We start from the raw sequence: 26,833 nt of genomic DNA on the forward strand, positions 1-26,833 counted from the left end.
CTGTGGGCGTTTATTATTAATCAAAGGATGTAAGCATGAATTTTCCAATGCGTAAGCTTTTGCTCTCGGTCACTTTAGGGTTATTTCTCTCCTCCGCGGCGCAGGCGCTTCCACAGGTACGTATTATTGCCACGGGTGGCACTATTGCGGGAGTCGGACAATCGGCTACTGAGTCTAACTATCAGGCTGGTGAAGTGGGCATTAGTAGCTTAATTGCGGCCGTGCCTGAAATGAAACAACTTGCCGATATTCAAGGTGAGCAACTGGTTAAAATCGGTTCGCAGGATATGAACGATAAAGTTTGGCTAGCCTTAGCCAAGCGCATCAATCTGCTATTGGCTGATAAAGATGTCGACGGTATCGTCATCACCCATGGTACTGATACCTTAGAGGAAACGGCGTATTTTTTAAATCTCACCATCAAGAGCGATAAGCCTGTAGTACTGGTTGGGGCAATGCGTCCATCAACTGCCATGAGTGCCGATGGCCCGATGAATTTGTATAACGCAGTCGCGACCGCCGCTAACCTCGAATCTAAAGGTCGAGGCGTGTTAGTGGTGATGAACGATACCGTATTGAATGCCCGCGATGTGACTAAGACTAACACTACAGGTGTACACACTTTTGCCGCGCCTAACTTTGGCCCGCTTGGCGTTATCCATAACAGCAAGATTGAATACATGGGCAAAACTGAGCGTCAACATACTACGCAAACGCCTTTTGATGTCAGCAAACTCGACAAGTTACCGCAGGTAGGCATAGTGTATAACTACGCCAATGCCAGCGATTTACCTGTCAAAGCTATGGTTGAAGCGGGTTTTGATGGCATAGTCAGCGCCGGTGTAGGTAATGGTAATATTTACCACTCAATATTTGACACCTTAGCTAAAGCGAGTCAAAAAGGCACCTTAGTCGTTCGCTCTAGCCGAGTGCCCACAGGCGCAACCACGCTTGATGCCGAGATAGACGATGCTAAATATGGCTTTATCGCAGCAGGTAATCTTAACCCGCAAAAAGCCCGCATTTTACTGATGCTGTCGTTAACGCAAAGCAAAGATCCACAGCAGATCCAACGTTGGTTTCAACAGTTTTAAGAATCAGCTGCGTGATAAAACAAAAGTCCTGCGAATATTTGTAGGGCTTTTGCATTTTGTCATTGAGGAGCTATCCATGACGTTGTTTTTCCTAGATGCCATGAGTAGAGATACCTCAACTTGGTTGTGATTTTGAAAGCTAAAAATAGTGAGGGTTCAATTCAGAGCTTCAATCAAGAGGCGACCAAGGCGGACTGCCGATTCTTCTATTCACTAAACAGAACGACTTCCATATAGGGTATTCAAATATTCCGAGTGTATGTGTTGCAACAAACTATTCGCCTTATCGAAATGACATGCATGACTTATGTTTATCGCGCTGATTTCACGTGTATTCAAAAATAGTTAATGCTTTCGATAATATTTCTTTTTCTACGAAAGTGATACAGACGTTCTGTCGGAGTGACACGCTATCTAATTAACACTCTTCACTCTCATTCTGCAGGCGTCTATCTCGTTTAGCAGCAACTAGGCTGTCGTTGTTCTGAGCAGTATTTTAGTTACTCATAACGCCAAGTACCACCTAAATTATGTTAACAAATTTTACATTGTGGATTAGAATGTTACTCGCATCAGTTTTAGATGATGTAATTGAAAGCAATAGAGCTATTTAACATTGAGATAATTGAGAAAAATAAAGGAATTTCCCCCCATGGAAGAAGTGATTAGTCAGGAAAACAGTTCGCTAGAAAGTGATGCTAGGTTAACAACGGAAGAGGTTAAAACCCATGGAGTACCGCTGTTTCATGTATCACTGACCAAGTTAATTATTATGTTTATTGCGACCTTTGGTCTCTACCAAGTTTATTGGTTTTATAAACAGTGGCAGGCTTTAAAAAATTACTATGACTTAGATGCATGGCCAATAGCGCGTAGCTTTTTTTCTATCTTTTATACACATTCTCTATTTGTTTATATTAGTGAATATATTAAAGAAGATAATCGAGAGTATCGCTGGAATAGCTCAGCTATGGCGACATTTTATGTTGTATTGTTAGTCGTTGGCGGAATTCTTAATCAAATTGATACGTTGCCAATATCATTAGTTGTGGCATCAATATTTGTTCCATTAGCTGTTTTATATCCGCTGTATCAAGCTCAAAAAGCAGTTAATTTTGCGCTTGAATCTGTGGAATATTCTGATAATTCGCGCTTAACTTGGTTAAATTGGATATGGATTTTTCTGTTTTGTTTCTATTGGGCGATGATTATTTATGCTCTCACCTTGTTAGTTTAAATTTCTGAATATGATAGCAGGATATATTTCTAATCACTTATATTCTGCTTTTTTAAAGTCACTGCCAACATCTGGGAACTAATACGGTTGGTATAAGCTGATTTTGTTAGCTTACTGAATACTATCCTTTGCCCTATCCTCCCTCGCGCTTATTTTTCGGCATATTCTGACTATATATCAAGGCGATAAACTATTTTTAGTACGGCATAAGGTATTGATTTTGTGACTTAAAGTGCTTTAGGTACTATAGTGAAAGCTTATTTTATCTGAAACATAGGTGAGCGCTTCCTAGGTTTCTTGTTTGATTTTGGGGGAAAAGTGCGAATTTTAATGAACAATTTCAAGGTAATTAGTTTTGTGCGTCAGTGGTTACTGCTGGCGCTTTTGAGTATGGCGTTGCCACTGCAGGCGAGCGAAGATCCGCTGTGGATGGGAACGACAGGCTTGCCTATGAGTGAGCGGATCCATACCGGTGAACTTGCCAATGGTATGCGTTATTTATTGGTGAGCAATAAGACGCCGGAGCAAGCGGTCATAGTGCGGATGCGGGTGGATGTAGGCTCTTTGGTCGAGTCTGATACCGAGCAAGGATTAGTGCACTTTCTTGAGCATATGGCCTTTAATGGATCGACCGGATTGGCTGCGGGGGAGATGATGCCGACATTGCAGCGCCTTGGCCTGAGTTTTGGCGCCGATACCAATGCTGTGACTGAGTTTCAGCAGACGGTATATCAATTCAACTTGCCAAGTAATAGCCAAGATAAAATCGATACTGCTTTGTTTTTAATGCGAGAAATTGGCAGTAATCTATTACTCGATCCAGCGCTAATTGAACGTGAAAAAGCGGTAGTGTTGTCTGAGCTGCGTGAACGTAGCGGTGCGGATCTTGAGAATTACCGTAACCAATTACAGTTTTTAATGCCAAACACATTGCTGTCAAAGCGCTTCCCTGTGGGGGAGGCGAACAGTATCAGTAATGCCAATCGCGAGGTGTTGCTGTCTTTATATCAGCGTTTTTATACGCCCTCACGCACCACTTTAATTGTGGTGGGTGATATCGAGGTCGCCGCGGTAGAACAAAAGATAAAACAACAGTTTGCCAGTTGGAAGGCCGCGCCTTTGGCCGCTAAAACCAAGGAACAAGCTATTGGTACTGTCGCAGAGCGCCAAAGTGTCGATGCGGCGGCATTTTTTGATCCAAGTCTGTCAACGTCAGTTTCCCTTGGCATGCTAAAACCCATCTCAGCGATTACCGATAGCCCTGCTGTGCGGGAGCAGGAAATGTTGCTCGAGCTTGCCCACGGCATCTTGTATCGCCGTATGGAGTCGCAATTACTGCATAGCCAAGGTTTATATGGTGTAAACCTGCAGGTTGGGCCGCAGTTTGATATTGCCTATGGCACACAAATGAGCCTAGGTACGCAGGAAAATAACTGGCAAGAGGGAATCGCACTCTTGGAGAAAACCCTGCGTCAAGCAAAAGAGTTTGGTTTTAGCCGGCAGGAAATTGACCAGCAAATCAAACGTATGCATAAGGGATATCAGCTAAGTGTCGCGGGTAGCAGTACCATTCACAGTGTGAATATTGCCGAGAGTCTAGTGTATTCGGTGGCGGGCAATCGCGTCCCTGTCGAACCCGATTGGCAGCTCGCATTTTTTGAAAAAATAATGCCAACAGTGACACCGCAAAAGCTAAGCCAAGTGTTTAATCAAACATGGAACGCTACGCCGTATTTGTATCTGACGAGCAATAAGCCCATTGAAAATGCTGAAAAACAGCTTATCGCCAGCTACGAGAAAAGCCGTAAACAAGCGGTGAGCGCACCATCAATCAAGGCGATTGATGAGTTTGCTTATACTCAGTTTGGCGAGCAAGGCAAGTTAGTGGCCGATAGTCGCGATAAGGAAACGGGGATTCGCCAACTGCAATTTGCCAATGGCGTGCGCCTTAATCTTAAGCCTACCAACTTTAACAAAGGCACCACATTGGTCAGCCTAAACATTGGCTTTGGTGAAGTGCCATTCCCTGAGTTGGATGGTTTGTCTTATCTGTTTAACAGTGCGTTTGTGCAGGGTGGGCTCAAGGCCCATGATTATGACAGTCTGCAGGATATTTTTGCGGGACAAGATATTTCCATCAACTTAGGCCTGCGTGAGCAAAGTTTTGGCGGCGAGATTAGCACTAATGCCGCAGAGCTTCGCACGCAGCTTGGCTTAATGACGGCTTATTTAATTGAGCCAGGTATGGATAAGCAGGCTGAGCAATTGTTTCGTGAACAAGTGATTGCCGAGCAACAAAGTATTCATAGCAACCCACAATCTGAGTTTTCTAATCAGTTTGCCCGTATCTCCCATAATGGTGATAAACGCTATGGTTATGGTGAGCCTGAAGAAATTCTCAAACGTCACTTTGGAGAATTAGCGCCGAGTTTCCATTCGGCCGTCGAGCAAGGGGCGATTGAACTCGCTATTGTGGGCGATTTTGATGAAGCGAGTGCCATTGCTGCTGTGGCTGAAACGCTTGGCGCCATTAAGCGTAGCCCTATTGCTAATGCTCAGTCGATAGTACCTGTGTTTCCGAAAGTGCCCGTTCAGAAAACATTAACGCATTATGGTCAACTTGATATGGCGGCACTTGCCATGGTGTGGCCTACAACGGACATGACTCACTTGAGTCAACACGCGGGATTGGGTCTGCTGGAGCAAGTGCTAAGCATTCTATTAACGGAAAACGTGAGGGAGAAGGCGGGCGCGAGTTATTCGCCATCGGCCTTTTCTTACAACGATTTCAATGCCAGCGGTTATGGTTACTTAGGTTTGTTTAGCGTGACGACTCAAGCCATGTTGCCAACGGTTGCCGAGTATTTCACCGCCGCAGTTAAGCAAGTTAAAGCGCCTTCGGGGATCAGTGAGGATTTGCTTAATCGAGCCCGCCAACCAGTGCTTGAGTGGATGCAAGCTGCGCCGCAAACCAATGGTTTTTGGTTAGATCTCACCTCAACTGCCCAGAGTCATCCTGGTCGTTTTGCTGCCTTTAAACAAAGGCAAGCGTTAGCGCAGCAGATGACAGTTGCAGAACTTAATAAATTGGCGCAGCAATATCTGCAAGACGATAGCAGTTTAATGATCCAAGTCCTTCCTGCACCGCCAGAACCTCAGCAATGAGTATTGGGCTCATAGAATAGTAGACTGATCATTCACCGACATATCCCCTGTGGTCGCAAACCACAGGGGATATTTTTCTACCTCTTTCTTCCTCTATCTTCTTTTACCAACTTTTCTTTCACGTTCGTGGTGTTATGCCCACCCATAGGTCGTCAATGGAAATACCTGTTGTCGAAAATGCCACTCACAGATCTGCGCGAGTGAAACTAGTCTAGGCGCAACTTATGTGTGAGATGGCTAACGGGGTGAGGTATATGTTTCGATATCTATTGTGCAGTTTTTGTCTAGTGTTTTTGTACCCGACAGGGATAGATATGTACTTGGTCGGTTTGCCGCAAATTGCGCAGGATTTAGGGGCGAGTGAGGCGCAGCTACATATTGCTTTTTCTGTGTATCTTGCGGGAATGGCAACCACTATGCTGTTTGCGGGGAGCTTAGCCGATAGGATTGGGCGTAAACCCATTACCTTGTTTGGCGCATTTTTGTTTGCTATTGCCTCTTACTTTGCCGGTAGTGCGCAAACCAGTGATCTCTTTTTAATGGCACGCTTTGCACAAGGCATTGGTGCGGGTTCTTGCTATGTTGTGGCTTTTGCGATTTTGCGTGATGTATTAGACGATAAGCGCCGAGCAAAAGTGCTCTCTATGGTCAATGGCGTGACTTGCATTATCCCTGTGATAGCGCCTGTGATAGGCCATTTAATTATGCTTAAATTCCCATGGCCTAGCCTATTTAACACTATGGCGGGGATGGGATTAATGGTATTAACCCTGTGTATTTTTGTATTGCACGAAACCTATCCTAAACCGCAATTTCACACCACAGTTGAGCTGGGTGGGTATAAAGAATCCTTTAAACAGCGGTTTTTTCTCAGTCGTGTGGTGATAACGACTTTAGGTGTGACCACGATTTTAAGCTATGTAAATGTCTCTCCCATGTTGATCATGGGGCAGATGGGGTTTGACCGTGGGCAATATTCCAATACCATGGCAATGATGGCATTGGTGAGTATGTTAGCCTCATTTTCGACGCCCTTTTTGCTTAACCTGTTTAAAGAAAAATCGTTAATCTTGTTCTCTCAGATATTATTTGCCGCAGCGGCATTGGTGTTTATCTTGACTCAATTGGGCGGGGTTAGTCAGTCATTCAACCTGTTAGGTTTTGCTTTTGTTTGTTCCGGTTTTTCGATTGGATTTGGGGTCACCATGAGTCAGGCGCTCAGCCCATTTGTTACTCGGGCTGGAGTTGCCAGCTCATTACTGGGAATTGCCCAAGTGTGTACTTCAGCTTTATATATTTGGGTGATGGGTCTGCTCGAAGTGAGTGCGATTAATATATTATTAGTGATCCTCGCTGTCGGTGCGCTGGTGAGCATTACACTGATCTTAGCGGTTCCTAAATTGCCGGAAATTGTACTTAATGACCAAATCCCTGAGTCGGCTTGATCTTAACTTATTGTTTATTTTGCAGCTTTTATTACAGGAGCGGAGTGTCTCTAAGACTGCCAAAAAGCTCAATGTCACGCCATCCACTGTGAGTAAGTCGCTGGCCAAATTACGGGATTGGTTTGACGATCCCTTATTTGTCAAAACGCCGCAGGGATTTCAGTTAACGCCATTGGCTCACAGTATGGAGCAGGAGTTATCGGAATGGTTGCAAATGGGTAAGCAACTGATGGCTAAGCGCGGTGACGAGATGACCAAAGGGCTCACCTTCGAGTTGATGCTTGAGTCGCCTTTGTTGCTTATCATGCTTAATGAGCTGACTCAGGCCATTTATACTCAATACCCTGATGCAAAGGTGAAGGTACGAAATTGGGATTACGATTCACTCGAAGCGATTGTGCGTGGTGAAGCTGATATGGGTTTTACCGGCCGAGAAAGTCATCCACGTTCCAAGGAATCCCTTGATTTATTACCCTATTTTATCGATTTTGAGGTTTTATTTACCGATCTTCCTCAGGTGTATTTGCGCCGCGATCATCCCGCCTTGCAGGAAGAGTGGAATATAGACACCTTTCTTAAATATTCGCATATCAATATTTTGTGGGAAAAGAGCGAAACTTGGGCCTTAGATGATGTGCTTATTGAGCTTGGTCTGAGTCGTAATATTGTGCTGACCTTGGCCAGTTTTGAGCAGTCACTGTTTGTCGCGGCAGAGCCTCACCACAGCATGATGGCAATTGCGCCACAATATTGCGAACAATATGCCCGCCAATTACACCCTGACTTAGTCAGTCGCCCCATCCCAATAAGTGGCGAATATCTTGATAAACTCGCGATCCCTTTTACCTTGATTTGGCATAAGAGAAACAGCCACAACCCCAAAATCACTTGGTTGCGAAGCAAGATAAAAGCGATTTATCAACAGCATGATTAAGGCTGTTATTTACTGCATTAACTTGTTTGGGTAATACCCAATTGCTGGCAAATATGTTGGATACAAAGTTCTCGCTGTTGGCACCATAGCCCGTAGCTGACGGGGATCAGTTTAATGCCCGCGCGCTGTAACAGTTTATACAGTTCAATATCGAAAAAGTCCGCCCAAGGTCCTGGGTAACCGATTAAATCTATTGCTAAATATTGGTTACCATAGCGACATAAAATATCCAGTTCTAGCCCTGCCATATGGTAGGCGCGCCAGACTGTTATGCCTTTTTCTTCAATCGCGAGTGCCACAGACTGGCCGAAGGTATCGAGGGCATCGACATAATTGTGCGCCGCTTGAAATTGGCCCGCCGATGCTAAGTAAGTTGCCAGTAAATTATTGTTGGGGAGCTCATGTGCTTGTACCGATAAAAATAGCCACTGCATCTGTTTAGCGCGGGTGATGGCGACATTAAACATATCTTCGCGATTTAAGTACACGGCGGCGCGGCTGTCGTTGGCCGTAATGCTAAACGACAGCAGCATAATATCGCGCTCTTCCCCTTGAAAACCAAAGGGCGTGGCAATCCGTAATTGATGGCGTTCTATTTGCTGCGTGCTAAAGCGTGCGAGGATCTGCTGGGATAAATACTCCGTCTGATTACGAAAACAGGAAAGCACACCAATGCTGGCGGGAACTAATGCATTCTCTTGTTCATCAATCAGTTGAGCTAACTTTTGAATTAATGCCTCCGCTTCTATGGCGTTAATGCCCTTGCTATCACGGCTGCCAGTAACCTGGACTCTGTGTAAGTGCCCTGAACTCGTGCAGGGTCTGTGCTGCATAATCTTCAGCATGCCTTGATAAAACTGCTGATTACTAAATTGGATCAGCTCAGGTTTACTCCGAAAATGCTCATTTAAAAATACCACTTGGGATTGGCTTGCGAGGGATTGTGACGCTAAGTCGAGCATACTGGCATCACGGTAGCTCATTAGGCCGCGACAATCCGGGGCGAGTCCGAGTTGAGTCTGGATTTGGGTTTGTTTTGCGCGGGATAAAAACGAGAAATGGCGCAGCTGTTTACTGTCGCCCACCACCAGTGCCGCTTTTGCCCGCTGCAAGGCCGGTAAACATGCGGCAATATTGGCTTGGGTGGCTTCATCAATAATCACTAAATCAAACATTTGCTGCTCCATGGGCAGCACTTTATGTAAGCTGGCAAGGCTAGATAACCAAATGGGAAAGGTTTGTTTTAAGGCATCAAAATCCGTCTTGTAGAAGCCGTCGAGTTGCTTAGCGGATTGCCGGGCGCGTAACGCACTGGCAAAACTCACCAGCGTACTGCGCTTATTTTTGAGTAATTGGTTTAATCGATAGTGAGTGGCCAATTGTAAGTATTTGAGGCTTAAGCTTTCTTTTTGCGCTATCAGTGTCGTTAATTTATCGAGTTCATTCCATTGCTGGGCAAACCTTTCGATACCTGCACGGTAAGCCCAATTGTAAAATCCTAAGCGCCAACGGGATTGTCCTTGTTGTAAGGTCGCCAGTTTTTGGCCGCGACGTATGGCGTGGCGGCAATGACGTATAAAGCCCGCTTCCATTTTGACTTGCTCGCGAGTCACAGTATTAAGTTGTTGTTTTGCATTGAGTAGCAACCTATCCGAGACGGCTTCATCAGATGCAGGGTGCTGACCATGGAGCATTTCATCAATCTGGTTTTTAAGGACTTTTATAAACTGCGGCGAGCCTGCTCGAATAAGGCTGCTCCCTAGCTGGAATTGTTGTTGCAATTTATCGGCAATCACATCAACAGCTACATCGGTGTGGGCGACGATGAGGACAGATTTGCCCCTTAATACCTGCTCCGCCGCCACTGTGGCTATGGTGTAACTCTTACCTGTTCCTGGTGGGCCTGAGATCTGCCCCAAAGTATGATTGGCCGCAATCTTTAAGGCCTGAATTTGCGCGCGGCTTAACAGCCCAGGAAGATAAGCCTCTTGCGTGTATACACTGGCGCTGATTGATGTTGTTTGTTGTGTTTCTGCGAATAGCGCTTTAAGTGGTGCTGATGGTTCAGGCGCTGTCATTAGTTTGTCGAGTTCGTGCAAAATGCCCCGACTTGCGATCGAACGTTCTGCCAAAATGATTTGGCTTCGACTGACAAGAAACTGCCCACGTTTACGGCATAAGCTCGTGAATTCAGCCTCATCGATCAGCTTGGGAAAATGCAATAAGTGACTGGTATCAACATCGGCTTGGCCCGCCCGCAGCCAAGATATCCAGCCACTGACATCCGTTGGATTATCGCGTAAATCTTGGCTTAGGCTATGTCCTTCAACGACTAATTTTTCTAATAGAGCTTCATTGATAGTGAATGGTCCGCTGCCAGCTAGAGTGTTATTGCTCTCTAGGTAGAGATTATCGCCGTCAGCCTGTAATTGGCATTCGCGATAAAGGAGTGGTGTCACGACTTTACGTTTTTCGCCATTAAGGTCGACTGTGCCGCAGAAAAACAGACAGCAGTGCAATAATACCTTTTCACGTAAATACAAAGCGCTACGTGCTAGTAATGCACTGGCGGGAGCAAATGGCACAGGCAAGCGGGGTAGGAAGCCACTGCTTAACTCGTCTTCATGTTGGAGTAATAGCTGATCTTGCTCGGCAAGCTTGTGGCTAGACCAGAGATTGATTTCGGCACTATCGTGTTGAAAACATTGTTTGTAGTAGTTGAGAATCCCTTGCAAATCCTATCCATCCCAAAGGCTTAATTGGCGATGCGAGAGTAACCTAATCGCATTAGTCGAACAAGGTTTGTACCGTTTGAGGATAGTTTATCCATAGTCGCTTTAAGCCTAAAAGAGAGGTGTTCGATAGAACAGTCATTTTCCACTGGAGCAGAAGCGTTTTTGAGAAGCGAGCAAAAGTATCAGCAACCGCATTTGTATCAATTAAGGGCCTGAAAAGTGTGGTTTGTATCACTTTTTTGTGTGTTATTGAAATGTTTGTTAAGTGTTTGGGTTTGTAAAATATTTGTTTTTGTTTTTAGTGGAAATTGCCATTGTTGTCATTGTATAACTGCGTAGATTGAACTGAATTTTTGTCTGCTAATGAGGGAAACAATGATAAAAAGTAAGCTAAAGGGATTCGCTGCGGTGGCTGTTGCCTGTTTAGCGGTAACGGCATGTGGCTCAGATGATAATAATGAAGAGGGCACAGATCAAAATGCCACCTATGTGCAATTCTATAATGCTTCAGCTGGAAGCACTGCTACTGCACTCAAAGTTGCCGATAAAACCTATGAAAGTGTGATCTATGGGGACACTATGCCGCGATTTACGTCGACGGCTGGCGTAACTGCGATTGAAGTGATGGCTAAGGATGCCTCTGATAAAGATATCTCTATTTATAAAGAAAATATCGATTTGAAAGTTGCAACGGACCATTTCTTTGTATTACATGGTGATTTTACCGAACCTAAATTACTTAATATCAACTATTCTCGCACTGAACTCGATAAGCTCAACGAAGTGGCTGAAAACAGTAAAATGCAGCTCTTGATTGCCAATACTGCTGTACATGCCCAAGCCTTTGACGCTTATGTTTCTAAGTCGACCCAAACCTTTGCCGATGCCGTGATGTTAGGCAGTGTGGCCTACGGTGAAGTGTCGCAGCCACAAGTGATGGATACGGGTGAATATAAGGTTTACCTCGCACCAGCGGGAACAACCAATGTTTCTTATACAACTGCAAACATTAAATTCAGTTCTAAGGTGCCTTATAAGCTGATTATCCGCGAAGGTTTTGGTGCTTCGGATTCAAAAATTACCTTGGACAGTGTCGATTCAACCACCAATGTTCGCAATCATGTAGCATTAGAAGCGAGTGTCGATTATCGCGTCTTTAACGGTTTAGGTTCGCACATTATCGATGTGAAAGTGGCCAGCAGTAAGCAAGATACTCTGTTTAGCGAAGTGCCATCTTTTGGGGTGACTAGTTATCAAGGTGCTGAGTTTAATGATTTTGGTGTGAGTGTGTTCGACCACGGTACGCAAAATAAATTGCTCGATAATGTGCTTATCACCCTGAACCAAGATGAGATTAAAACCATTTTCATCTATGAGCAAACGACCGAGCAGGGCAGCCAAGTGAAGGCGATGGAGATGAAGCAAACTCAGACTCCAAGTCCCTACAGCTTTAAGTTCGACATTGTGAGTTTTGCCGATAAAAGCAATCTAACCGTGTATTTCTTAAAGGCAAATGACACGATTGAAACGGCTGTAAATAAGATCACCGCGGTCAATCCTGCGAGCCCTCAGTCATTGACTGTGCCAGCTGGAGAATATTCTATTAAGGTTATCGCTGTGGAAAACGGTACTAAAACCGTTGTCTATGCATCCGATTTAATGGATTTCAGCAATGAAGACAATGTGACTATGGTGCTGAATAAAGATCCTTCTACTAGCTTTGGTTATAACTTGATTAAGATCTAACCGCTATGGTGAGTGAACGGCTCTAATAAAACAGCGCTACTTAGGTAGCGCTTTTTTTGCTGTTTTTTTGTGCTCGTTTTAGTGGGCTTAGTAGATTGAGCATTATTGTCTTAGCATTCACTTTTTATTGATTGTGGCTGCGGGGTTAATGTAGGCTGATCGGCAAAAATTAAGCCGAGCATTGCTGTGATGTGAGTAACGCGAGCAATATAGGAAAAGGAGTTCACTGTGATGAGTAAAGGATTTAAAGACGGCCATTTCCAAATTGGTGAAGGCAGTATTAGCGGCACTATAGCGTGTATGTTAGCGATATTATCGTTTCTGGGTGTATTGGCGTTTCATTTTCCCGAATATCTCACCACTCCAGAATTACGCCAAAGCTATAATGTCGATGTTATTCGCAGCTTAATATTTGTCGCCTTAGTGGTATCGGGCAGTTTAGGTTTATTGAATTTTATTCGAAATAAAAATAAGCGTTTCGGCTTTGTGGCTTGGGTATTTGTGAGTTTAGCGATTGCCTTTGGTGGTCATCAAGTTGAAGTCGAGCCTTTTGCTAATCATAAGGTCTCACTGGGTTTAGATTGGTTTATTTTAGACTTATTAGGCTCAACCTTAATTTTCATTTTTATCGAGAAATGGCTACCCCATAAACCAGAACAAGCAATATTGAGACCCGAGTGGCAAGGGGATTTAAACCATTTTTTGGTGAATCACTTAGCGATTGGATTTGTATTATTGGTGGCAAACCAATTTGTGCAGTCGACCTTTTCTTGGGCTATTTCCAGCACAGTGCAAAGCTTTATCGCGGGTCTTCCCTTTGTGTTGCAACTGTTGTTGATTTTATTGGTCGCCGATTTAATGCAATATGCGGCGCACCGTGCCTACCATGAAATTCCTTTCCTGTGGCGCTTCCATTCGGTGCACCATAGCGCGAAACATTTAGATTGGTTGGCTGGTTCAAGGCAACATATGTTTGAGTTGATTGCTACCCGTTGTTTAGTGCTCACGCCGATTTTTATCTTGGGATTCTCCAAAGACATCATCAGTATTTATGTGATTATCGTTGGCGTGCAGGCGGTCTTTAATCATGCCAATGTGCAGGTTAACTTTGGCTGGCTACGTTACTTAATTGTCAGTCCGCAATTCCACCATTGGCACCATGCTTCTGATAAGGCGGCAATCGACCGTAACTATGCTGCTCATTTTTCTTTTTTAGATTACCTATTTGGGACTGCAGTTCGAGGTCAGAAAGAGTGGCCAGAGCAATATGGTGTCGTGGGCGATTACATGCCTGTTGGCATGTTTAAGCAGCAATTGTATCCCCTTGGTTTAGCGAAGAAAGACACAAAATAATGGCGCTGCAATTGGAGTGGTTTGTTTTGGAATGATTGTCTGGGAGTATTGATTAGGTCAACTGAGTAGTAACGCTGAGCTGTGGCGGTTAACTCTGATATTGGGATAGAAACAAGCCCAACACAGCGCTTTGGAACCGCGCTTTGTTGGGCTTTTTGTCGTTCAAACTACAATCGTCATTCGGAAATTTTCAGTTCTTGGCCTGGCTTAATAATGCTTTTGCCATTGAGCTGGTTCCACTTCATTAAGTCAGCCAGTTTAACCTTATTCTTACGGGCGATTTTACCCAGCGAATCACCCGATTTCACCTTGTAAGTGGTCGCTTTTACAGCAGGTTTATCGGCCGATGTTGAGGTAGTCGCTTTAGCTTTGGTCGACGACTTATTGCTCACTTTTTTATCTGTCTTCGCCTTGGTTTTAGTGGGTTCAGGCTCATTATCATTGCCCGCCATTGGCGTTAACAGTGTGAGCTCTTGGCCGATTTTTAGGCGGTCAGATGTCAGATTGTTGGCCTGTTTTAATGCTTTCACTGACATATCAAACTTGGCTGCGATTGTGCCTAGGCTGTCGCCAGATTTGACGATATAGCTTTGGCTGTCATAGCGTTTTTGAGCGTAGAGCTTGTCTTGATTTTCCTGATAATGACCTATGTTTTCCAGTGGTAAGGCGATTTGATATTTACCTTTGCTGGGGATTACACCTTGGCGAAAGCCTGGGTTATAGGTTTTAAATTCTGCTTTGCTGAGCCCTGCTGCATTAGCAATCTGGCCAATATCTACGCCATTAGGTGCTGGCACTCTTTCCAAGAAAGGGCGGTTAGCAATAGGGGGGACTTTTAAACCGTAGTGGTTGGGATTTCGAATAATCTGAATAAATGCCAGCCACTTAGGGACTGTTTGTACTCGCTTAGCGGGGATACCCAGTGACCAAAAGTCCGTAGGTTTGCCCTTGGCTTTGTTTTTATCAATGGCGGCTTTGATCACTAGCTCACCGGTATTGTAGGCGGCGACGGCGTTAATCCAGTCTTTGTCTAAGGTGTCGTATAGGTGCTGTAGATAGTCGAGCACTGCATCGGTTGAGGCCAGCGCATCTTTACGGCCATCGTAGGCAGAATTCACCGTTAAGCCAAAATTACGTCCAGTAGCAGGGATCATTTGCCACAGTCCTGCGGGGCCGTTAGCTTGTGCTAAAGGGTTATAGCCACTTTCGACTATGGGCAATAACGCCAATTCTAATGGCATGTTACGCGCTTCGAGCTGGCTGACTATGTAATACAAGAATGGCTCGGCGCGATCGCCAACCTGATTCATAAATTTTTGTTTATCATCGAAAAAGTTACGCTGTTTACGTACTTCGGCATCATCATGGACGTCAATGGTATTGGCGTGTTGGATCTTTTCCCATACATCGCTGTACTGCTCAACCACGGCGGGTGGCGTTTGATGCTGTTGTGGCGAGTGGTCGTTATCATTACTGACATCACTTGCTGTGGCATTGAATTCAGTGGTTGATGGGCTTGCTGATGTTGTAGCGCAACCGCTCAGTAGGGCCATTAGCATGGCAAGCATAAGCACTGTAAAAGAGTGCGTTTGGCGAAAATGTGTCCGCATGATTGTCCTGTGATGAGTTGACTGGGCATTCCATATTGGTGCACATGCTAATCTGTTTTCGAGTTTCTGGATAGCTCCCCCAAGTTTTACCTATTGTATCAAAGTTGTCTTAAGGCCGATTGTGCCGCCCTTTGATTGCAGATCCTGCGTTTAGCTTTGTCGATTTATACGCTACCATAGCCGCGATTTTTCATTAACTTGGGTAGCAAAGTGCAGACGTTAGCGCAGTTAAGGGCAGGGCAGTTACAAGGGATCACACGTTTACAATTGGTTGAGGATTTAACCGAGTTCCCGCGGGAGATTTTTGATTTAGCCGATACCCTCGAAATCCTCGATTTATCGAATAATCAACTGAGCACTTTGCCCGAGGATTTACACCGCTTATCGCATTTAAAGATAATTTTCGCCTCGAATAATCGCTTTGAACATTTGCCTGAGGCATTAGGGCGCTGCACAAATTTAGAGATGATTGGCTTTAAGGCCAATCAAATCAAAACAGTGACTGCTGCGGCATTACCGCTGCAAACCCGCTGGCTCATCCTAACCGATAACCTCATTGAGACGTTGCCTGCGGCCATGGGCGATTTACATCGTCTGCAAAAATTAGCCTTAGCGGGTAACCGTTTAACAGCCTTGCCCGAGTCCATGGCTAATTGCCGCAACTTAGAGTTAGTGCGTTTATCGGCCAATCAACTCCACGCACTGCCAGCTTGGTTACTCAGTTTGCCTAAACTGACTTGGCTCGCCTTTGCGGGAAATCCATTCAGCCATACCTTAGTCGATCCCCACGCCGATGTGGCCACAGTGGCGAATGTGACTCTGGGTGATATCAAGTTGGCTGAGAAGCTTGGCGAAGGGGCTTCTGGGGTCATTTATCGAGGCGATTGGTTGAATCAAGCTATGATAGCCGCGACGGGGTCGGTGCAGATTGCGGTAAAACTCTTTAAGGGTGAAGTGACGAGCGATGGTTATCCCGCTGACGAGTTAGATTGCTGTCTCACAACGGGTGATCATCCCAGCCTTATTAAGGTCGTGGCGCACATTAGCCAGAAAGATCAATTGGGTTTAGTAATGGAACTAATTCCGGCAGGGTTTAGTAACTTAGGGTTACCACCAAGTCTTGTCACCTGCACTCGCGATACCTTTAAAGACGGTAGCGAATTTCGCCTTGATGAAGTCGCCAAAATCACACACCAGTTAGCCGATGCGATGGCGCACATGCATGCCAAACAAGTAAGCCATGGTGATGTCTACGCCCATAATATTATGGTTAATCAACAGATGAGCTTATTGTTTGGGGATTTTGGTGCGGCATCAAACTTACGCAATCTATCGACAGCAGAACGCTTAGCGATAGAAGCTATTGAAGTGCGGGCGCTCGGTTGCTTGATTGAAGATCTGTTGGCCTATGTGGATGCATCGGCCTATGTGAGTGCCTCGATTGGCCCTCTGTACTACACACAGTTGAGTGCGATTAAAGATGAGTGCATGCAGTTAGATGTGGCTCAGCGCCCCTGTTTTGCAGATGTGAAAAAGGCCATCGGAGCCCTGTTAAAAGGTAAATAGTGGCTTGCTAACTGGCTGGCTCTACACTTGTTTCAAGTTTGCTGTATTTTATGGTTGTTTGTGTGATTTAAGTGCTCACTATTAAGTTTATCGTTAAGTTATTGTTTTGTTTGGTTGTGTAACCGAGTTTTTACTGGCACTGACTGGGATTAAGCCTATAGGCTGTATACCCAAATAACCTCAAATTGCTTAAACAGGCACTTTGGGGGGACTTGGTATTAGTTTTGGGTTCAATCCGGTTTGCTGTTGTCGGATAGGATGTCCGTTGAATAGTAAGAACGATAGGTTTGCATACTATGTTTACACGAACGCTGTTTACACAAAGAGTAACTGAACGAGCACGCAGTGCATGCGATATTTCATTAAAAAGCCATCCCCATCATCTCCCAAAGGCGCCCTTATTCGCGCCTTTGCCGTTTCTACTGGCGAGTGTTTTCGCTTTAGCCCCTATGGCCGTGATGTCGGCGGACAAGGTCGACATCATCCCTGTGACGATCGAGGCCGTTAAAGAAACGTCCTTTGCCGATGTAGTGAATGAAGTCGGTAAAATCAACGCTATCGATTCAGCCACGCTGAACTTTAATGCTAGCGAAAAAATTAGCGCGATTCATTTTAGTAACGGCGACAAAGTGACTAAAGGTCAAGTGATTGCCGAGCAGGACAACATTAAAGCCAAGGCCGATTTAGACAAAGCCAAGAGCACCTTAGCACTGGCTAAAACTAAGCTGGAGCGTATCGAAGATTTACTGATTAAAGAACCCTTTGCGCTTGCTAAGCAAGATGTGGATGAGCTACGGGAAAATGTGAATCTGGCCGATGCGGATTTTCGCCAGAAACAAGCCACCATGAACGATTACCTGATCAAGGCGCCCTTCGATGGTCAGTTGACCAGCTTTAGTCAGTCTATCGGCAGTCAAATTGGTGCTGGTACGGCCTTAGTCACCCTCTATAGTTTAAATCCGGTCGAAGTGCGTTACGCCATTAGTCAGAAGGATTTAGGCAAGGCGCAAAAGGGCCAAAAGGTGAATGTGACTGTTGAGGCCTATGGTAATAAGGTATTCAAAGGGTTAGTTAACTATGTTGCCCCTGCGGTAGATGAAAGCTCAGGACGGGTTGAAGTGCATGCTGCCCTTGAAAACCCTGAGTTTAAGCTTGCTCCTGGCATGTTCGCCAACATCAAGCAGTTCTATAGCCTAGGGATTAAACGTCTATTAGTGCCGCAAAATTCGATTATTGCCAATAACGATGAACGTTTTGTCTGGCTAGTGCAGGGCGATAGCGTAGTAAAACAAGTAGTTAAACTCGCTCAAAATACAAATGACGGTTATGCCGTCGTGACTGAAGGTTTAGCCGAAGGCGATTTAGTCGTTAAAACGGGTATGCAAAACCTCAAGTCCGATAGCAAGATCAAAGTCGTGCAGGATAGAAACACTGCAGATAAAGCGGCAACATCAAGCGCTGACAAAGGTGCTGATTCCGGCGCTACTCCAAGTATTGAGGTGGCTGAATAATGCGTTTACCCGAAGTCTGTATTCGTCATCCTATATTCGCCTCCGTACTCAGTATTATGGCTGTGTTACTGGGCTTGATTGCCTTTCAAAAACTCGATATCCAATACTTCCCTGAGCATACCACCCACTCGGCATCTGTAAATGCGTCGATTGCAGGGGCGAGCGCCGATTTTATGTCGAGCAACGTGGCCGATAAGTTGATTGCTGCGGCTTCGGGCATAGATAAAGTCGATACTATGTCGACCGACTGTAGCGAGGGGCGTTGCTCATTAACGATTAAATTCAATGATGACACCAGCGATATTGAATACACCAACTTAATGAACAAGTTGCGTAGCAGCGTCGAAGGGATTAACGATTTCCCCCAGAGCATGATAGATAAGCCCACAGTCACCGACGATACCTCGGCCACAGATTCGGCCAGTAATATCATCACCTTTGTGAACGCGGGTGGCATGGAAAAGCAGGCTATGTACGACTATATTAGCCAGCAGTTAGTACCGCAACTCAAACAAGTTCAAGGCGTTGGTGCTGTTTGGGGGCCCTATGGCGGCTCACAAAAGGCGGTCAGAGTCTGGCTCAATCCTGAACAAATGAAGGCGTTGAATATTAAAGCTGCCGATGTGGTGGGCACGTTAGGCTCTTACAATGCCAGTTTTACCTCGGGTGCGATCAAAGGTAAGTCGCGGGATTTCTCGATTAACCCTTTGAATCAAGTTGAAACGCTTGAAGACGTGAAGGATCTGGTGATTAAGGTCAGCGAGGGTAAGATCATCCGCGTGTCCGATGTCGCCGATGTGGTGATGGGCGAGGAAAGTCTGTCGCCGAGTATGTTGTCTATCGGTGGACATAGTGCAATGTCATTGCAGATTTTACCGCTGAGCAACGCTAACCCAGTGACAGTGGCTTCGAACATTAAAGCCGAAATTGCACGCATGCAAAAACATTTACCCCAAGGCTTAGAAATGAACTTGGCCTACAACCAAGCTGATTTTATTGAAGCCTCCATCGACGAAGGGTTTTCTGCGTTGATTGAAGCGGTGATCTTAGTTTCGCTGATTGTGGTGTTATTTTTGGGTAGCCTGCGGGCGGCATCGATCCCCATTATTACCATTCCCGTGTGCGTGATTGGGGTGTTTGCTGTGATGTCGGCGCTCGGATTTAGTATCAATGTGTTGACTATTCTGGCGATTATTTTGGCCATTGGGCTGGTGGTGGATGATGCCATTGTGGTGGTCGAGAACTGCTATCGCCATATTGAAAACGGTGAAACGCCTTTCAATGCGGCGATTAAAGGCTGTCAGGAGATCATTTTCCCTATCATTGCCATGACGTTAACGCTCGCCGCCGTGTATCTGCCGATCGGATTAATGTCGGGCTTAACCGCCGATCTGTTTCGGCAATTCTCCTTTACCTTAGCAGCGGCCGTGATGATCTCTGGCGTGGTGGCGTTAACTTTGTCGCCTATGATGAGCGCTTATCTTATCAATACCACTGAGCAACACCCTAAATGGTTTAGCCGAGTCGAGAATGCGCTGCAGCAGTTAAATCATTTGTATATCAATGAGCTGAATAAGTGGTTTTTCCGCAAGCGCTTGATGTTTGGTGTGGCTGTGGTTTTGGTGGGTCTTGCGGGTATTGCTTACTGGCAATTACCCAAAATACTCTTGCCTGCGGAGGACTCTGGTTTTATTGATGTGGCGTCTAATGGTCCTACCGGTGTCGGTCGGCAGTATCATCTCAATCACAATGCTGAGCTTAATAGCGTGATGGATGAGCATCCCGCGGTTGGGGCTAACTTGTCCTATATCGAGGGAGAGCCAGTGAACCATGTACTACTCAAACCTTGGGGTGAGCGCAGTGAGGGTATAGATGATGTGATCAGCGACTTGATTACAACATCAAAGGAAAACGTTTCTGCCTATAACATGTCGTTTAGCATTCGCTCAGCGAATAATCTTAATATTGCCAATAACTTGCGTTTAGAGCTGACGACCTTAGATCGGAATAAGGACGAACTCAGCGAAACCGCCGCCAAAGTGCAAAAATTACTCGAGGATTATCCTGGCCTGAATAACGTGGGCAACTCAGTGCTGAGGGATCAACTACGCTACGATCTGTCTATCGATCGCAACGCCATTATCCTTTCAGGTGTGAGTTATGGTGATGTCACTAATGCGCTTTCTACCTTTCTTGGCTCAGTGAAGGCGGCGGACTTACATGCTACCGATGGTTTTACTTATCCTATTCAAGTGCAAGTAAACTTAGACAAACTGAGTGATTTTAAAGTGTTGAATAAGCTGTATGTCACTTCTGAATCTGGGCAAGCACTGCCATTGTCGCAATTTGTGTCGATTAAACAGACCACGGCAGAATCTAACATTAAGACGTTTATGGGTCTTGATAGCGCTGAATTGACGGCAGATATTATGCCCGGCTATTCAACTGATGAAATCAAAACCTACTTAGATGAACAATTACCGACATTGCTTAATGATGCCCAAGGCTTTAAATACAATGGCGTGGTGAAGGATCTTATGGATTCGCAGGCGGGCACTCAGTCGCTATTCTTGCTGGCATTGGTGTTTATCTATTTGATTTTGGCTGCGCAGTTCGAAAGTTTTGTCGATCCCTTAATTATCTTACTGACTGTGCCCTTGTGTATTGTCGGTGCCTTATTGACCTTAGCCTTGTTTGGCCAGAGTGTGAATATCTATTCGCAGATTGGTTTATTAACCTTAGTGGGGCTAGTGACTAAACACGGTATCTTGCTGGTGGAGTTTGCCAATAAGCAACAAGACCAAGGTTTGAGTGCGATTGAGGCGGCGCGAAGCAGTGCCAAATCTCGTTTAAGACCGATTCTAATGACGTCTTTAACCATGATTTTAAGTGCGATTCCTTTAGCCTTGGCATCGGGCCCGGGCTCGTTAGGGTTAGCTAACATAGGTTTAGTCTTAGTCGGAGGTCTGTTAGCGGGCACTTTCTTCTCGTTATTTGTAGTGCCTGTGGCCTATGTCGCTATGGCTGAATTGAAGGCCAAGGATGTGCTTGCTAGACTGCGAAGTGCTTAAGTTGAGTTTTATGCGCTGAGGTTTATCGAGCCTAGACTGAGAGGCATGGGTTCAACTTGCCTGTAAATACGTTATGATTTAAGCCAACGGCTAAACGCGTTGGCTTAATTTTTTGTCGATAACTTAATGATCTTTGTTGTATTTAAGCGAGTGTTTAAGTGCGAGTGGATTTGCCTCATCAGCGACGGAGAGCTGGCATTATGAGTTTGTTACATTGCTTTCATAGGGCTTTTTTATATTTGGCTTGCTCGGCTGGATTGATGTTTGCCTCTCCCGTCATGGCCTCTTTTTGGGATTCTTTATTTCGTAGTGAGTTGCCCGTCGATCAAGTGACTGCACCTGTAGACAGTCCGCGTTTCGAGTTTGTTGGTGTATTACCTGCTAATACGCAATTAGAACTTGTCGGTTATTACGTTTCATCTGTTTGTACCCGAAAGGAAATCCGTTTTCCCAGTGGTGATATTGCTAATCCCTACCGCGCGACATTCGAAGAAACCTCAGTGCTACGGCAAGTGATTAGCAGTGGTAGCAAAGCGAGTGAGTTTTCGCTGCCCTTAGCTTTGAACGGTGGCGGCGATTGTCAGTGGCGGCTTGAGGATTTAATGCTCGATGTGACAATACTGCCGAACCATCCGTTGTGGCAAAGGGCTAAAGCACTTAAACAACAATACCTTGCTAAGTTGCAGCGCACTTCTGTTGTGGATGCGGCACAAGTTGCTAGCCAAACGACGTTGCCTACCCAAGTGTCACCCCACGATGATTTTTATTTAAGTCATGAACTTAATATTGATCCTATTTATGCGGGTAGCGAGGCGGATAATTCGTTGCTTGCGACTACGCCTTTATCTTTAGCGCCAGTTTACTATCCAGTATTTATTCATTCTCCTAAGGAAGACAAACCCTTCGAGGCTAGGCTGAAAAGCAGTTTGCAGCAAATTTCTAGCCTATGGGCTAGTCCTTATACTCAAGCGATTCGCCGCGGTGATGAGGCTGTGATGCGGGTGAATTTTAATCCACAGATTGCCGAGCAGTATGAGGTCAATGTCTGGTATCAGCCTGATACGGTTGAGGTGAATTATCCCGATGGTACTCAATATACTTATGCTAACGGTGATGTGGAATTGTATGCCTATGGTAAACCTGAATCTCAAATCAAGACGTTAGCTCAGAGTGCCAAAGCCGAAGATAAGCGCTTCTTGGCACGTATCTATGAGCTTGGGCACGCCTTACCCAAGGATAAAATTAAGGCACAGAAATATTACCGTGAAGCCGCTGAAGCTGGCGATATTGAGGCGCTGCATTGGATGCGAGATCAAGCGGGTTACGCGGGGCGTGCCGATGAAAAGATCTATTGGCTGGAGCGCGCCGCGAGTTTTGGCGATAACGCGGCAAAGCTTGAGTTAATCCGTTTACCTTTATCGGTTATCGAGCGTGGCTTGGTTAATACAGGTGCGGATAAGGTTCGTGAAACGCAAGCATGGCAGCAGTTAAATCAGCTAGTTGACCAAGGGTTGCCTGAGGCAAGAAGTCTGATGGCGTTTTATCAAGTGTTATCTTGCTCCCCTTACTTTAATGCCACAACGGCATTGGAAAATTATCGCCAAAGCGTTAAAGCTCAACCTGATTTAGCGCGAGATGCTGCCGAAACCTATTACTACTTTAAAGAGGATTTTGAGCAGAGCGAGGAGTTTTGGATCATTGCCGCCGAGCGAGATCTTTACGCCGCCGCTGAACTTGCCAATATCCTGCTATTGGAACCCTATCGAGATACGGTTAACGCGCGATTCTGGTTAGAAAAAGTGACAACCTTGGGTGCTAAACAAGGTTTGCAGGCGGATATTCTAGGCAATGCTTACTTCCAGTTCGCAACCCTGTTAGATAAAGGCGAGGGTGGACCGGCCGATGCTAAAGCAGCGTTAACGCTTTATCAGCAGAGCATTGAAATGGCAGAGCGGTTTTCAAACGACTATGCAGCAAGGGCCAAGGAGAGAGTGCAAGTGCTCGAAGGGGGGCGCTAATAACGTATTGCCGCTAAAGACTCTATGACGTCAGTGTCGCTTATTCAGCTTATCGTTAATAAAAATCCCTGCCGAAGCAGGGATTTTGTTATTTATTCAAATGCTTGATTTATGCGTAATGGCTAAAACTGCTTATTTAAGCAATGCGAGTCATCAAACTAGCGTAAATCAACCTGCAGTGCGACACCTGAACTCTGGGGTTCACTTTGCACTGTGATGTAATACCACCCCACGTTTGGCGCATTGACTGTGATGCTTTCCCGCGTGTTGGCGGGTGTCACAGAGGCTGCATCGAAGTGTTGAGCATTCGCCCAAGTCGTCCCCGAAAACAGGCTAACATCACCACTGCCGTGGGCGGAGTTGATGCTTAGCTGATTCGTTCCCTCTGGTACCCAAAGGTAATAATCGTTGCGCCCATCTGCGGTGCAAATGGCTTTGCCAGCACTGAGCTCACCATAACTTAAAGGTGATTGCGTCGCGCAGGCGTTGGCAATGAGCACCGGATCGGGTGTGTTACTCGTGCCTGTGCTTAAGGTCAGTGTTACGCCGCTAAACTCAGTGGCAGTATCAATCGTGATATAACGCCAGCCACGATTGGCGCTGAAGCTAAGCGATTCTTGATTTCCTGCTTGAGCGCTCTTTGCATCGGCATTATCTGCGTCGGCCCACTGACTGGCATTGAAGTAAATATTGGCATCCCCAGCGCCGCCCTTAGTGGTGACAGTGAACTGGGTGTTATCTTCCTCAACCCAGAAGTAGAAGCTGTTACGCCCGCCACTGATGCATTCATTTTTGCCTAGGGTGAGCTTACCGTAATCTAAGGTCACTGCGCCGCAATTGGCTGGTGGCTCAGGATCCACGCCGCCATCCCCCAGATCGGGGTCGATATCAGCAAATAGCTCAGTGGTGCTGACTTGCATATCGACACCGCCAAAGTCCCCCGATAAGGTAATGTAGTGCCAATACTCGTTAGGGTTTAACTGCACCTTAATCACTTGATAATTACCATTACCGATACCAGCCCCTTGGTTTTGCTCAGGGCTTGCCCAGCCTCTAGAATCGAAATAAATGTCGGCATCTCCCCAACCACCGCCAATCTTGATCCAAAGCTCTTGGGCTGTGCGATCGGTATTAGTGAAGCTGAAACTGGCGCGGCCGAGTTTTGAATCGATACATTCCATCGGCACATCAATTTTCAGGCTGGCCGATTCAGTGTAACGGTAGGCTTCGTTCGTCACTTGGCAAGGTGAGTAATCCTTACTGATAGTGCCCGCGGGTCCTGTCCAGTTGCCTTCGCGGCCACTGGGCTCAGCGTCGACATCACTTGGGCCCTTATCGACTATGCCATCGTCAGCCGTGCTTAAACCACTGGCGAGCCAACCCTGCCATTCGTTATCGTAACGTGTGCCGATATTATCCATAAAGGCTTGATATTCTGCATATTGATCGTTGCGTAGGTAGGCTAGAATCTGTCTCACATCGTCCCTGTGGTGTTCAAACATGAAACGCACCGCTAGATAACCCCAGCGATAGATGCGGTCTTGGCCAGATTCATAGTTGTTTTTGAAGATGGTCGATAACATATACTCACCGGTTTCGCCCATGGCAATGGCCGCAGGGTTTGCGTCACGGTAAGAGATGTATTCCGCGAGGCCTTCAATCCACCAAATGGTATTGGCCGAAGTGCCACGACTAAAGTCACCAAACAGGTTATAGCGTCCATCGAGGTAGTGTACGTATTCATGTTGCAGGTTCCAGACGTGGAAATCTGGCGTGCGCCATTCGGCTTCATAGGCGATGAAACGTGCCTGATTTTTGAGTCCAGCGGGCGAACCTTCTAAATACATGCCGCCATTGTCGGTACTGATACCAAATATACTGTTGGCTAAGGATTTATACTCAGACGAACTGCCGAAGATCACTAGCTCTAAGTCATCGTTGTTATCCTGCCCCACGGGTTGCATGCCCGTTTCGAGTTTACTGTGGAAATAGCTTTCTTGGCTGGTCAGCACATCACAGGCCCACTTGGCTTGATCTTGATAGAGATCTTGGGCGCGGATCTTGAGGCTGTCGGAGCATTTCCAGTTGAAAGGTAAAGCATCGGCTTCTAACTGTGCCTTAAAACCACAGATATTGTAATCGTTACAATGGCTGCGATCGTAATAGTCGGCCATTTCTGCCGCCGCGTACCAAAGCACTTTGCTCGGTTCGGTTTTACTGGTGCTGTTGAGGATGTTTTTGACCAGCTGGGTCACTCGTGGGCGCATGGCATCAATGTAATACAGCCTAGACAACTCTTTAACTGAGTTGACCAAAAGGTACTCTGCATTGGTGCCTAACAAGTCGCGATGTTCGAGTTGGAAGTTATTTAGCGCATCTAAAATCTCTTGATCACGCGCGAACAGCGCCTGCATGTCATCATTCCATTGAGCGCGAAATAAGGTGGTAAACACTGAGTTTGCTGCGGCGTTCATGGCGAAACTGGCTTGCCAATTAGCATCATAGTCCGTAAGCACTTTGATAGTGACATGATTAAACTCGGCGCCGAGCTCGGCTGAGTCAATCAGGATTAAGGCTTCTTTCAACACACCAGCATTAGCATCGGAGACAGTTCAAATCGCAGCGTTCGCAAATAAAGCATTAAGGGCAGATTTTAAGCTGACCTTAGCAGCATTGCTGTAAGCGGGCACATCATTTGGGCTGTAAAACTGCACATAAAGGGCCGCGCGGACAAAGTAAATATGCGACTCAAGATGCTGAATATCGACCCCAGTGTAGTCCTTTGCTTTAGTGGCAATGGCGTTGGCGACACTGATCACATTGGCCTCGCTAAATAGTGCGGTCGCGCTACTGCCTTTGAGGCTATAGAGTTTACCGACACATTCTGGCGTAGATTGGCTCAGTTCATTGACTAGTGCCTGGCCTGATTTCCCAACAAAGTCACTGCAGTCGCTGACTTGCATCGCGGCGCTACGATTCTGCAACTTAAGTGGGGGTTGTTCCGAGACCTCTATCTGACGTTTTTGGCGTGAATGAATCTTAGGCTGCTCTGTCATCGTCGGATCATTAGGGGATGCCATCAATGGCGTCTCCCGTAGCAGTGGTCTATGTGATTCAATTAAGCTAATCGGTGCAGAGGGCGGTGGCGGGACGGGTTGAGCTGGTGAACTGTTTGGTGTGTTGTTGCCTAATGGGGGGCTTGCATGAGTGTTATGGGCAAGAACGGGAGTTGCAATCGCTAAGCTAATTGCTGCGAAGAGTAGTGTGTTTTTCATTGTGTATCCGTAGTTATCTAGTCTGCAAAGCAGATCTTCCTTGGGCGTTATTTGATGCATTTAACACAGACTT

The 26,833-nt window shown here is 45.9% G+C and carries 13 protein-coding genes and 1 pseudogene; 11 read left to right on the top strand and 3 right to left on the bottom strand.

The window, feature by feature from the left end; all coding sequences use genetic code 11:
* Nucleotides 1-35: 35 nt before the first annotated feature.
* The 5 genes from ansB to yidZ all read left to right on the top strand — a co-directional run bounded on the left by ansB (nucleotide 36) and on the right by yidZ (nucleotide 7,875).
* Entirely contained in the window at nucleotides 36-1,094 is a 1,059-nt protein-coding gene (gene ansB, locus ACHA99_RS16525) for an L-asparaginase 2 (protein ID WP_393943905.1), read from the top strand.
* Nucleotides 1,095-1,746: 652 nt separating this feature from the next.
* On the top strand, nucleotides 1,747-2,331 hold the full coding sequence (locus tag ACHA99_RS16530; RefSeq protein ID WP_393943907.1) for a hypothetical protein: 585 nt from the start codon (nucleotides 1,747-1,749) through the stop codon (nucleotides 2,329-2,331).
* A 330-nt stretch (nucleotides 2,332-2,661) separates the two neighbouring features.
* Complete coding sequence (locus tag ACHA99_RS16535) at nucleotides 2,662-5,496, top strand: M16 family metallopeptidase (RefSeq protein WP_393943909.1); 2,835 nt, start codon at nucleotides 2,662-2,664, stop codon at nucleotides 5,494-5,496.
* Nucleotides 5,497-5,750: 254 nt separating this feature from the next.
* Nucleotides 5,751-6,941 carry an MFS transporter gene (locus ACHA99_RS16540; RefSeq protein WP_393943911.1) on the top strand — a complete coding sequence of 397 codons (1,191 nt, stop codon included), beginning with the start codon at nucleotides 5,751-5,753 and terminating at the stop codon, nucleotides 6,939-6,941.
* Entirely contained in the window at nucleotides 6,916-7,875 is a 960-nt protein-coding gene (yidZ, locus tag ACHA99_RS16545) for an HTH-type transcriptional regulator YidZ (RefSeq protein WP_393943913.1), read from the top strand. The genes ACHA99_RS16540 and yidZ overlap by 26 nt, the downstream gene beginning before the upstream one ends.
* Before the next feature lie 17 nt (nucleotides 7,876-7,892).
* On the opposite strand, the gene ACHA99_RS16550 is transcribed toward yidZ, so the two are convergent.
* Nucleotides 7,893-10,610 carry a DEAD/DEAH box helicase gene (locus ACHA99_RS16550; RefSeq protein WP_393943915.1) on the bottom strand — a complete coding sequence of 906 codons (2,718 nt, stop codon included), beginning with the start codon at nucleotides 10,608-10,610 and terminating at the stop codon, nucleotides 7,893-7,895.
* 375 nt (nucleotides 10,611-10,985) lie between these two features.
* Here ACHA99_RS16550 and ACHA99_RS16555 point away from each other — a divergent pair, with 375 nt between their 5' ends.
* Both ACHA99_RS16555 and ACHA99_RS16560 read left to right on the top strand, forming a co-directional pair.
* Nucleotides 10,986-12,356 carry a DUF4397 domain-containing protein gene (locus ACHA99_RS16555; protein ID WP_393943917.1) on the top strand — a complete coding sequence of 457 codons (1,371 nt, stop codon included), beginning with the start codon at nucleotides 10,986-10,988 and terminating at the stop codon, nucleotides 12,354-12,356.
* A 231-nt stretch (nucleotides 12,357-12,587) separates the two neighbouring features.
* Nucleotides 12,588-13,709, top strand: coding sequence for a sterol desaturase family protein (locus ACHA99_RS16560; protein WP_173247017.1), 1,122 nt, complete (start codon nucleotides 12,588-12,590; stop codon nucleotides 13,707-13,709).
* A 176-nt stretch (nucleotides 13,710-13,885) separates the two neighbouring features.
* On the opposite strand, the gene ACHA99_RS16565 is transcribed toward ACHA99_RS16560, so the two are convergent.
* Nucleotides 13,886-15,319, bottom strand: coding sequence for a LysM peptidoglycan-binding domain-containing protein (locus tag ACHA99_RS16565; protein WP_393943920.1), 1,434 nt, complete (start codon nucleotides 15,317-15,319; stop codon nucleotides 13,886-13,888).
* A 210-nt stretch (nucleotides 15,320-15,529) separates the two neighbouring features.
* Here ACHA99_RS16565 and ACHA99_RS16570 point away from each other — a divergent pair, with 210 nt between their 5' ends.
* The 4 genes from ACHA99_RS16570 to ACHA99_RS16585 all read left to right on the top strand — a co-directional run bounded on the left by ACHA99_RS16570 (nucleotide 15,530) and on the right by ACHA99_RS16585 (nucleotide 23,485).
* The gene (locus ACHA99_RS16570) at nucleotides 15,530-16,885 is read left to right on the top strand and encodes a protein kinase (RefSeq protein ID WP_393943922.1); all 1,356 of its coding nucleotides are present in this window, start codon (nucleotides 15,530-15,532) and stop codon (nucleotides 16,883-16,885) included.
* A 296-nt stretch (nucleotides 16,886-17,181) separates the two neighbouring features.
* Entirely contained in the window at nucleotides 17,182-18,396 is a 1,215-nt protein-coding gene (locus tag ACHA99_RS16575; protein ID WP_393943924.1) for an efflux RND transporter periplasmic adaptor subunit, read from the top strand.
* Nucleotides 18,396-21,467, top strand: a complete 3,072-nt coding sequence (locus ACHA99_RS16580; RefSeq protein ID WP_393943926.1) for an efflux RND transporter permease subunit — start codon at nucleotides 18,396-18,398, stop codon at nucleotides 21,465-21,467. The genes ACHA99_RS16575 and ACHA99_RS16580 overlap by 1 nt, the downstream gene beginning before the upstream one ends.
* Nucleotides 21,468-21,667: 200 nt before the next feature.
* The gene (locus ACHA99_RS16585; RefSeq protein ID WP_393943928.1) at nucleotides 21,668-23,485 is read left to right on the top strand and encodes a sel1 repeat family protein; all 1,818 of its coding nucleotides are present in this window, start codon (nucleotides 21,668-21,670) and stop codon (nucleotides 23,483-23,485) included.
* A 158-nt stretch (nucleotides 23,486-23,643) separates the two neighbouring features.
* Here the strand turns inward: ACHA99_RS16585 and ACHA99_RS16590 are convergent.
* A pseudogene (locus ACHA99_RS16590) lies at nucleotides 23,644-26,760 on the bottom strand (M9 family metallopeptidase).
* Between the last annotated feature and the right edge of the window lie 73 nt (nucleotides 26,761-26,833).

This window comes from Shewanella sp. S23-S33, from assembly GCF_043359565.1.
Taxonomy (GTDB): domain Bacteria; phylum Pseudomonadota; class Gammaproteobacteria; order Enterobacterales; family Shewanellaceae; genus Shewanella; species Shewanella oncorhynchi.

Excerpts from the sequence above, each read along its gene's own strand:
- ansB (WP_393943905.1), top strand. The coding sequence starts at position 36 with ATGAATTTTCCAATGCGTAAGCTTTTGCTCTCGGTCACTTTAGGGTTA.
- ACHA99_RS16530 (WP_393943907.1), top strand. The coding sequence starts at position 1,747 with ATGGAAGAAGTGATTAGTCAGGAAAACAGTTCGCTAGAAAGTGATGCT.
- ACHA99_RS16535 (WP_393943909.1), top strand. The coding sequence starts at position 2,662 with ATGAACAATTTCAAGGTAATTAGTTTTGTGCGTCAGTGGTTACTGCTG.
- ACHA99_RS16540 (WP_393943911.1), top strand. The coding sequence starts at position 5,751 with ATGTTTCGATATCTATTGTGCAGTTTTTGTCTAGTGTTTTTGTACCCG.
- yidZ (WP_393943913.1), top strand. The coding sequence starts at position 6,916 with ATGACCAAATCCCTGAGTCGGCTTGATCTTAACTTATTGTTTATTTTG.
- ACHA99_RS16555 (WP_393943917.1), top strand. The coding sequence starts at position 10,986 with ATGATAAAAAGTAAGCTAAAGGGATTCGCTGCGGTGGCTGTTGCCTGT.
- ACHA99_RS16560 (WP_173247017.1), top strand. The coding sequence starts at position 12,588 with ATGAGTAAAGGATTTAAAGACGGCCATTTCCAAATTGGTGAAGGCAGT.
- ACHA99_RS16565 (WP_393943920.1), bottom strand. The coding sequence starts at position 15,319 with ATGCGGACACATTTTCGCCAAACGCACTCTTTTACAGTGCTTATGCTT.
- ACHA99_RS16575 (WP_393943924.1), top strand. The coding sequence starts at position 17,182 with ATGTTTACACGAACGCTGTTTACACAAAGAGTAACTGAACGAGCACGC.
- ACHA99_RS16580 (WP_393943926.1), top strand. The coding sequence starts at position 18,396 with ATGCGTTTACCCGAAGTCTGTATTCGTCATCCTATATTCGCCTCCGTA.
- ACHA99_RS16585 (WP_393943928.1), top strand. The coding sequence starts at position 21,668 with ATGAGTTTGTTACATTGCTTTCATAGGGCTTTTTTATATTTGGCTTGC.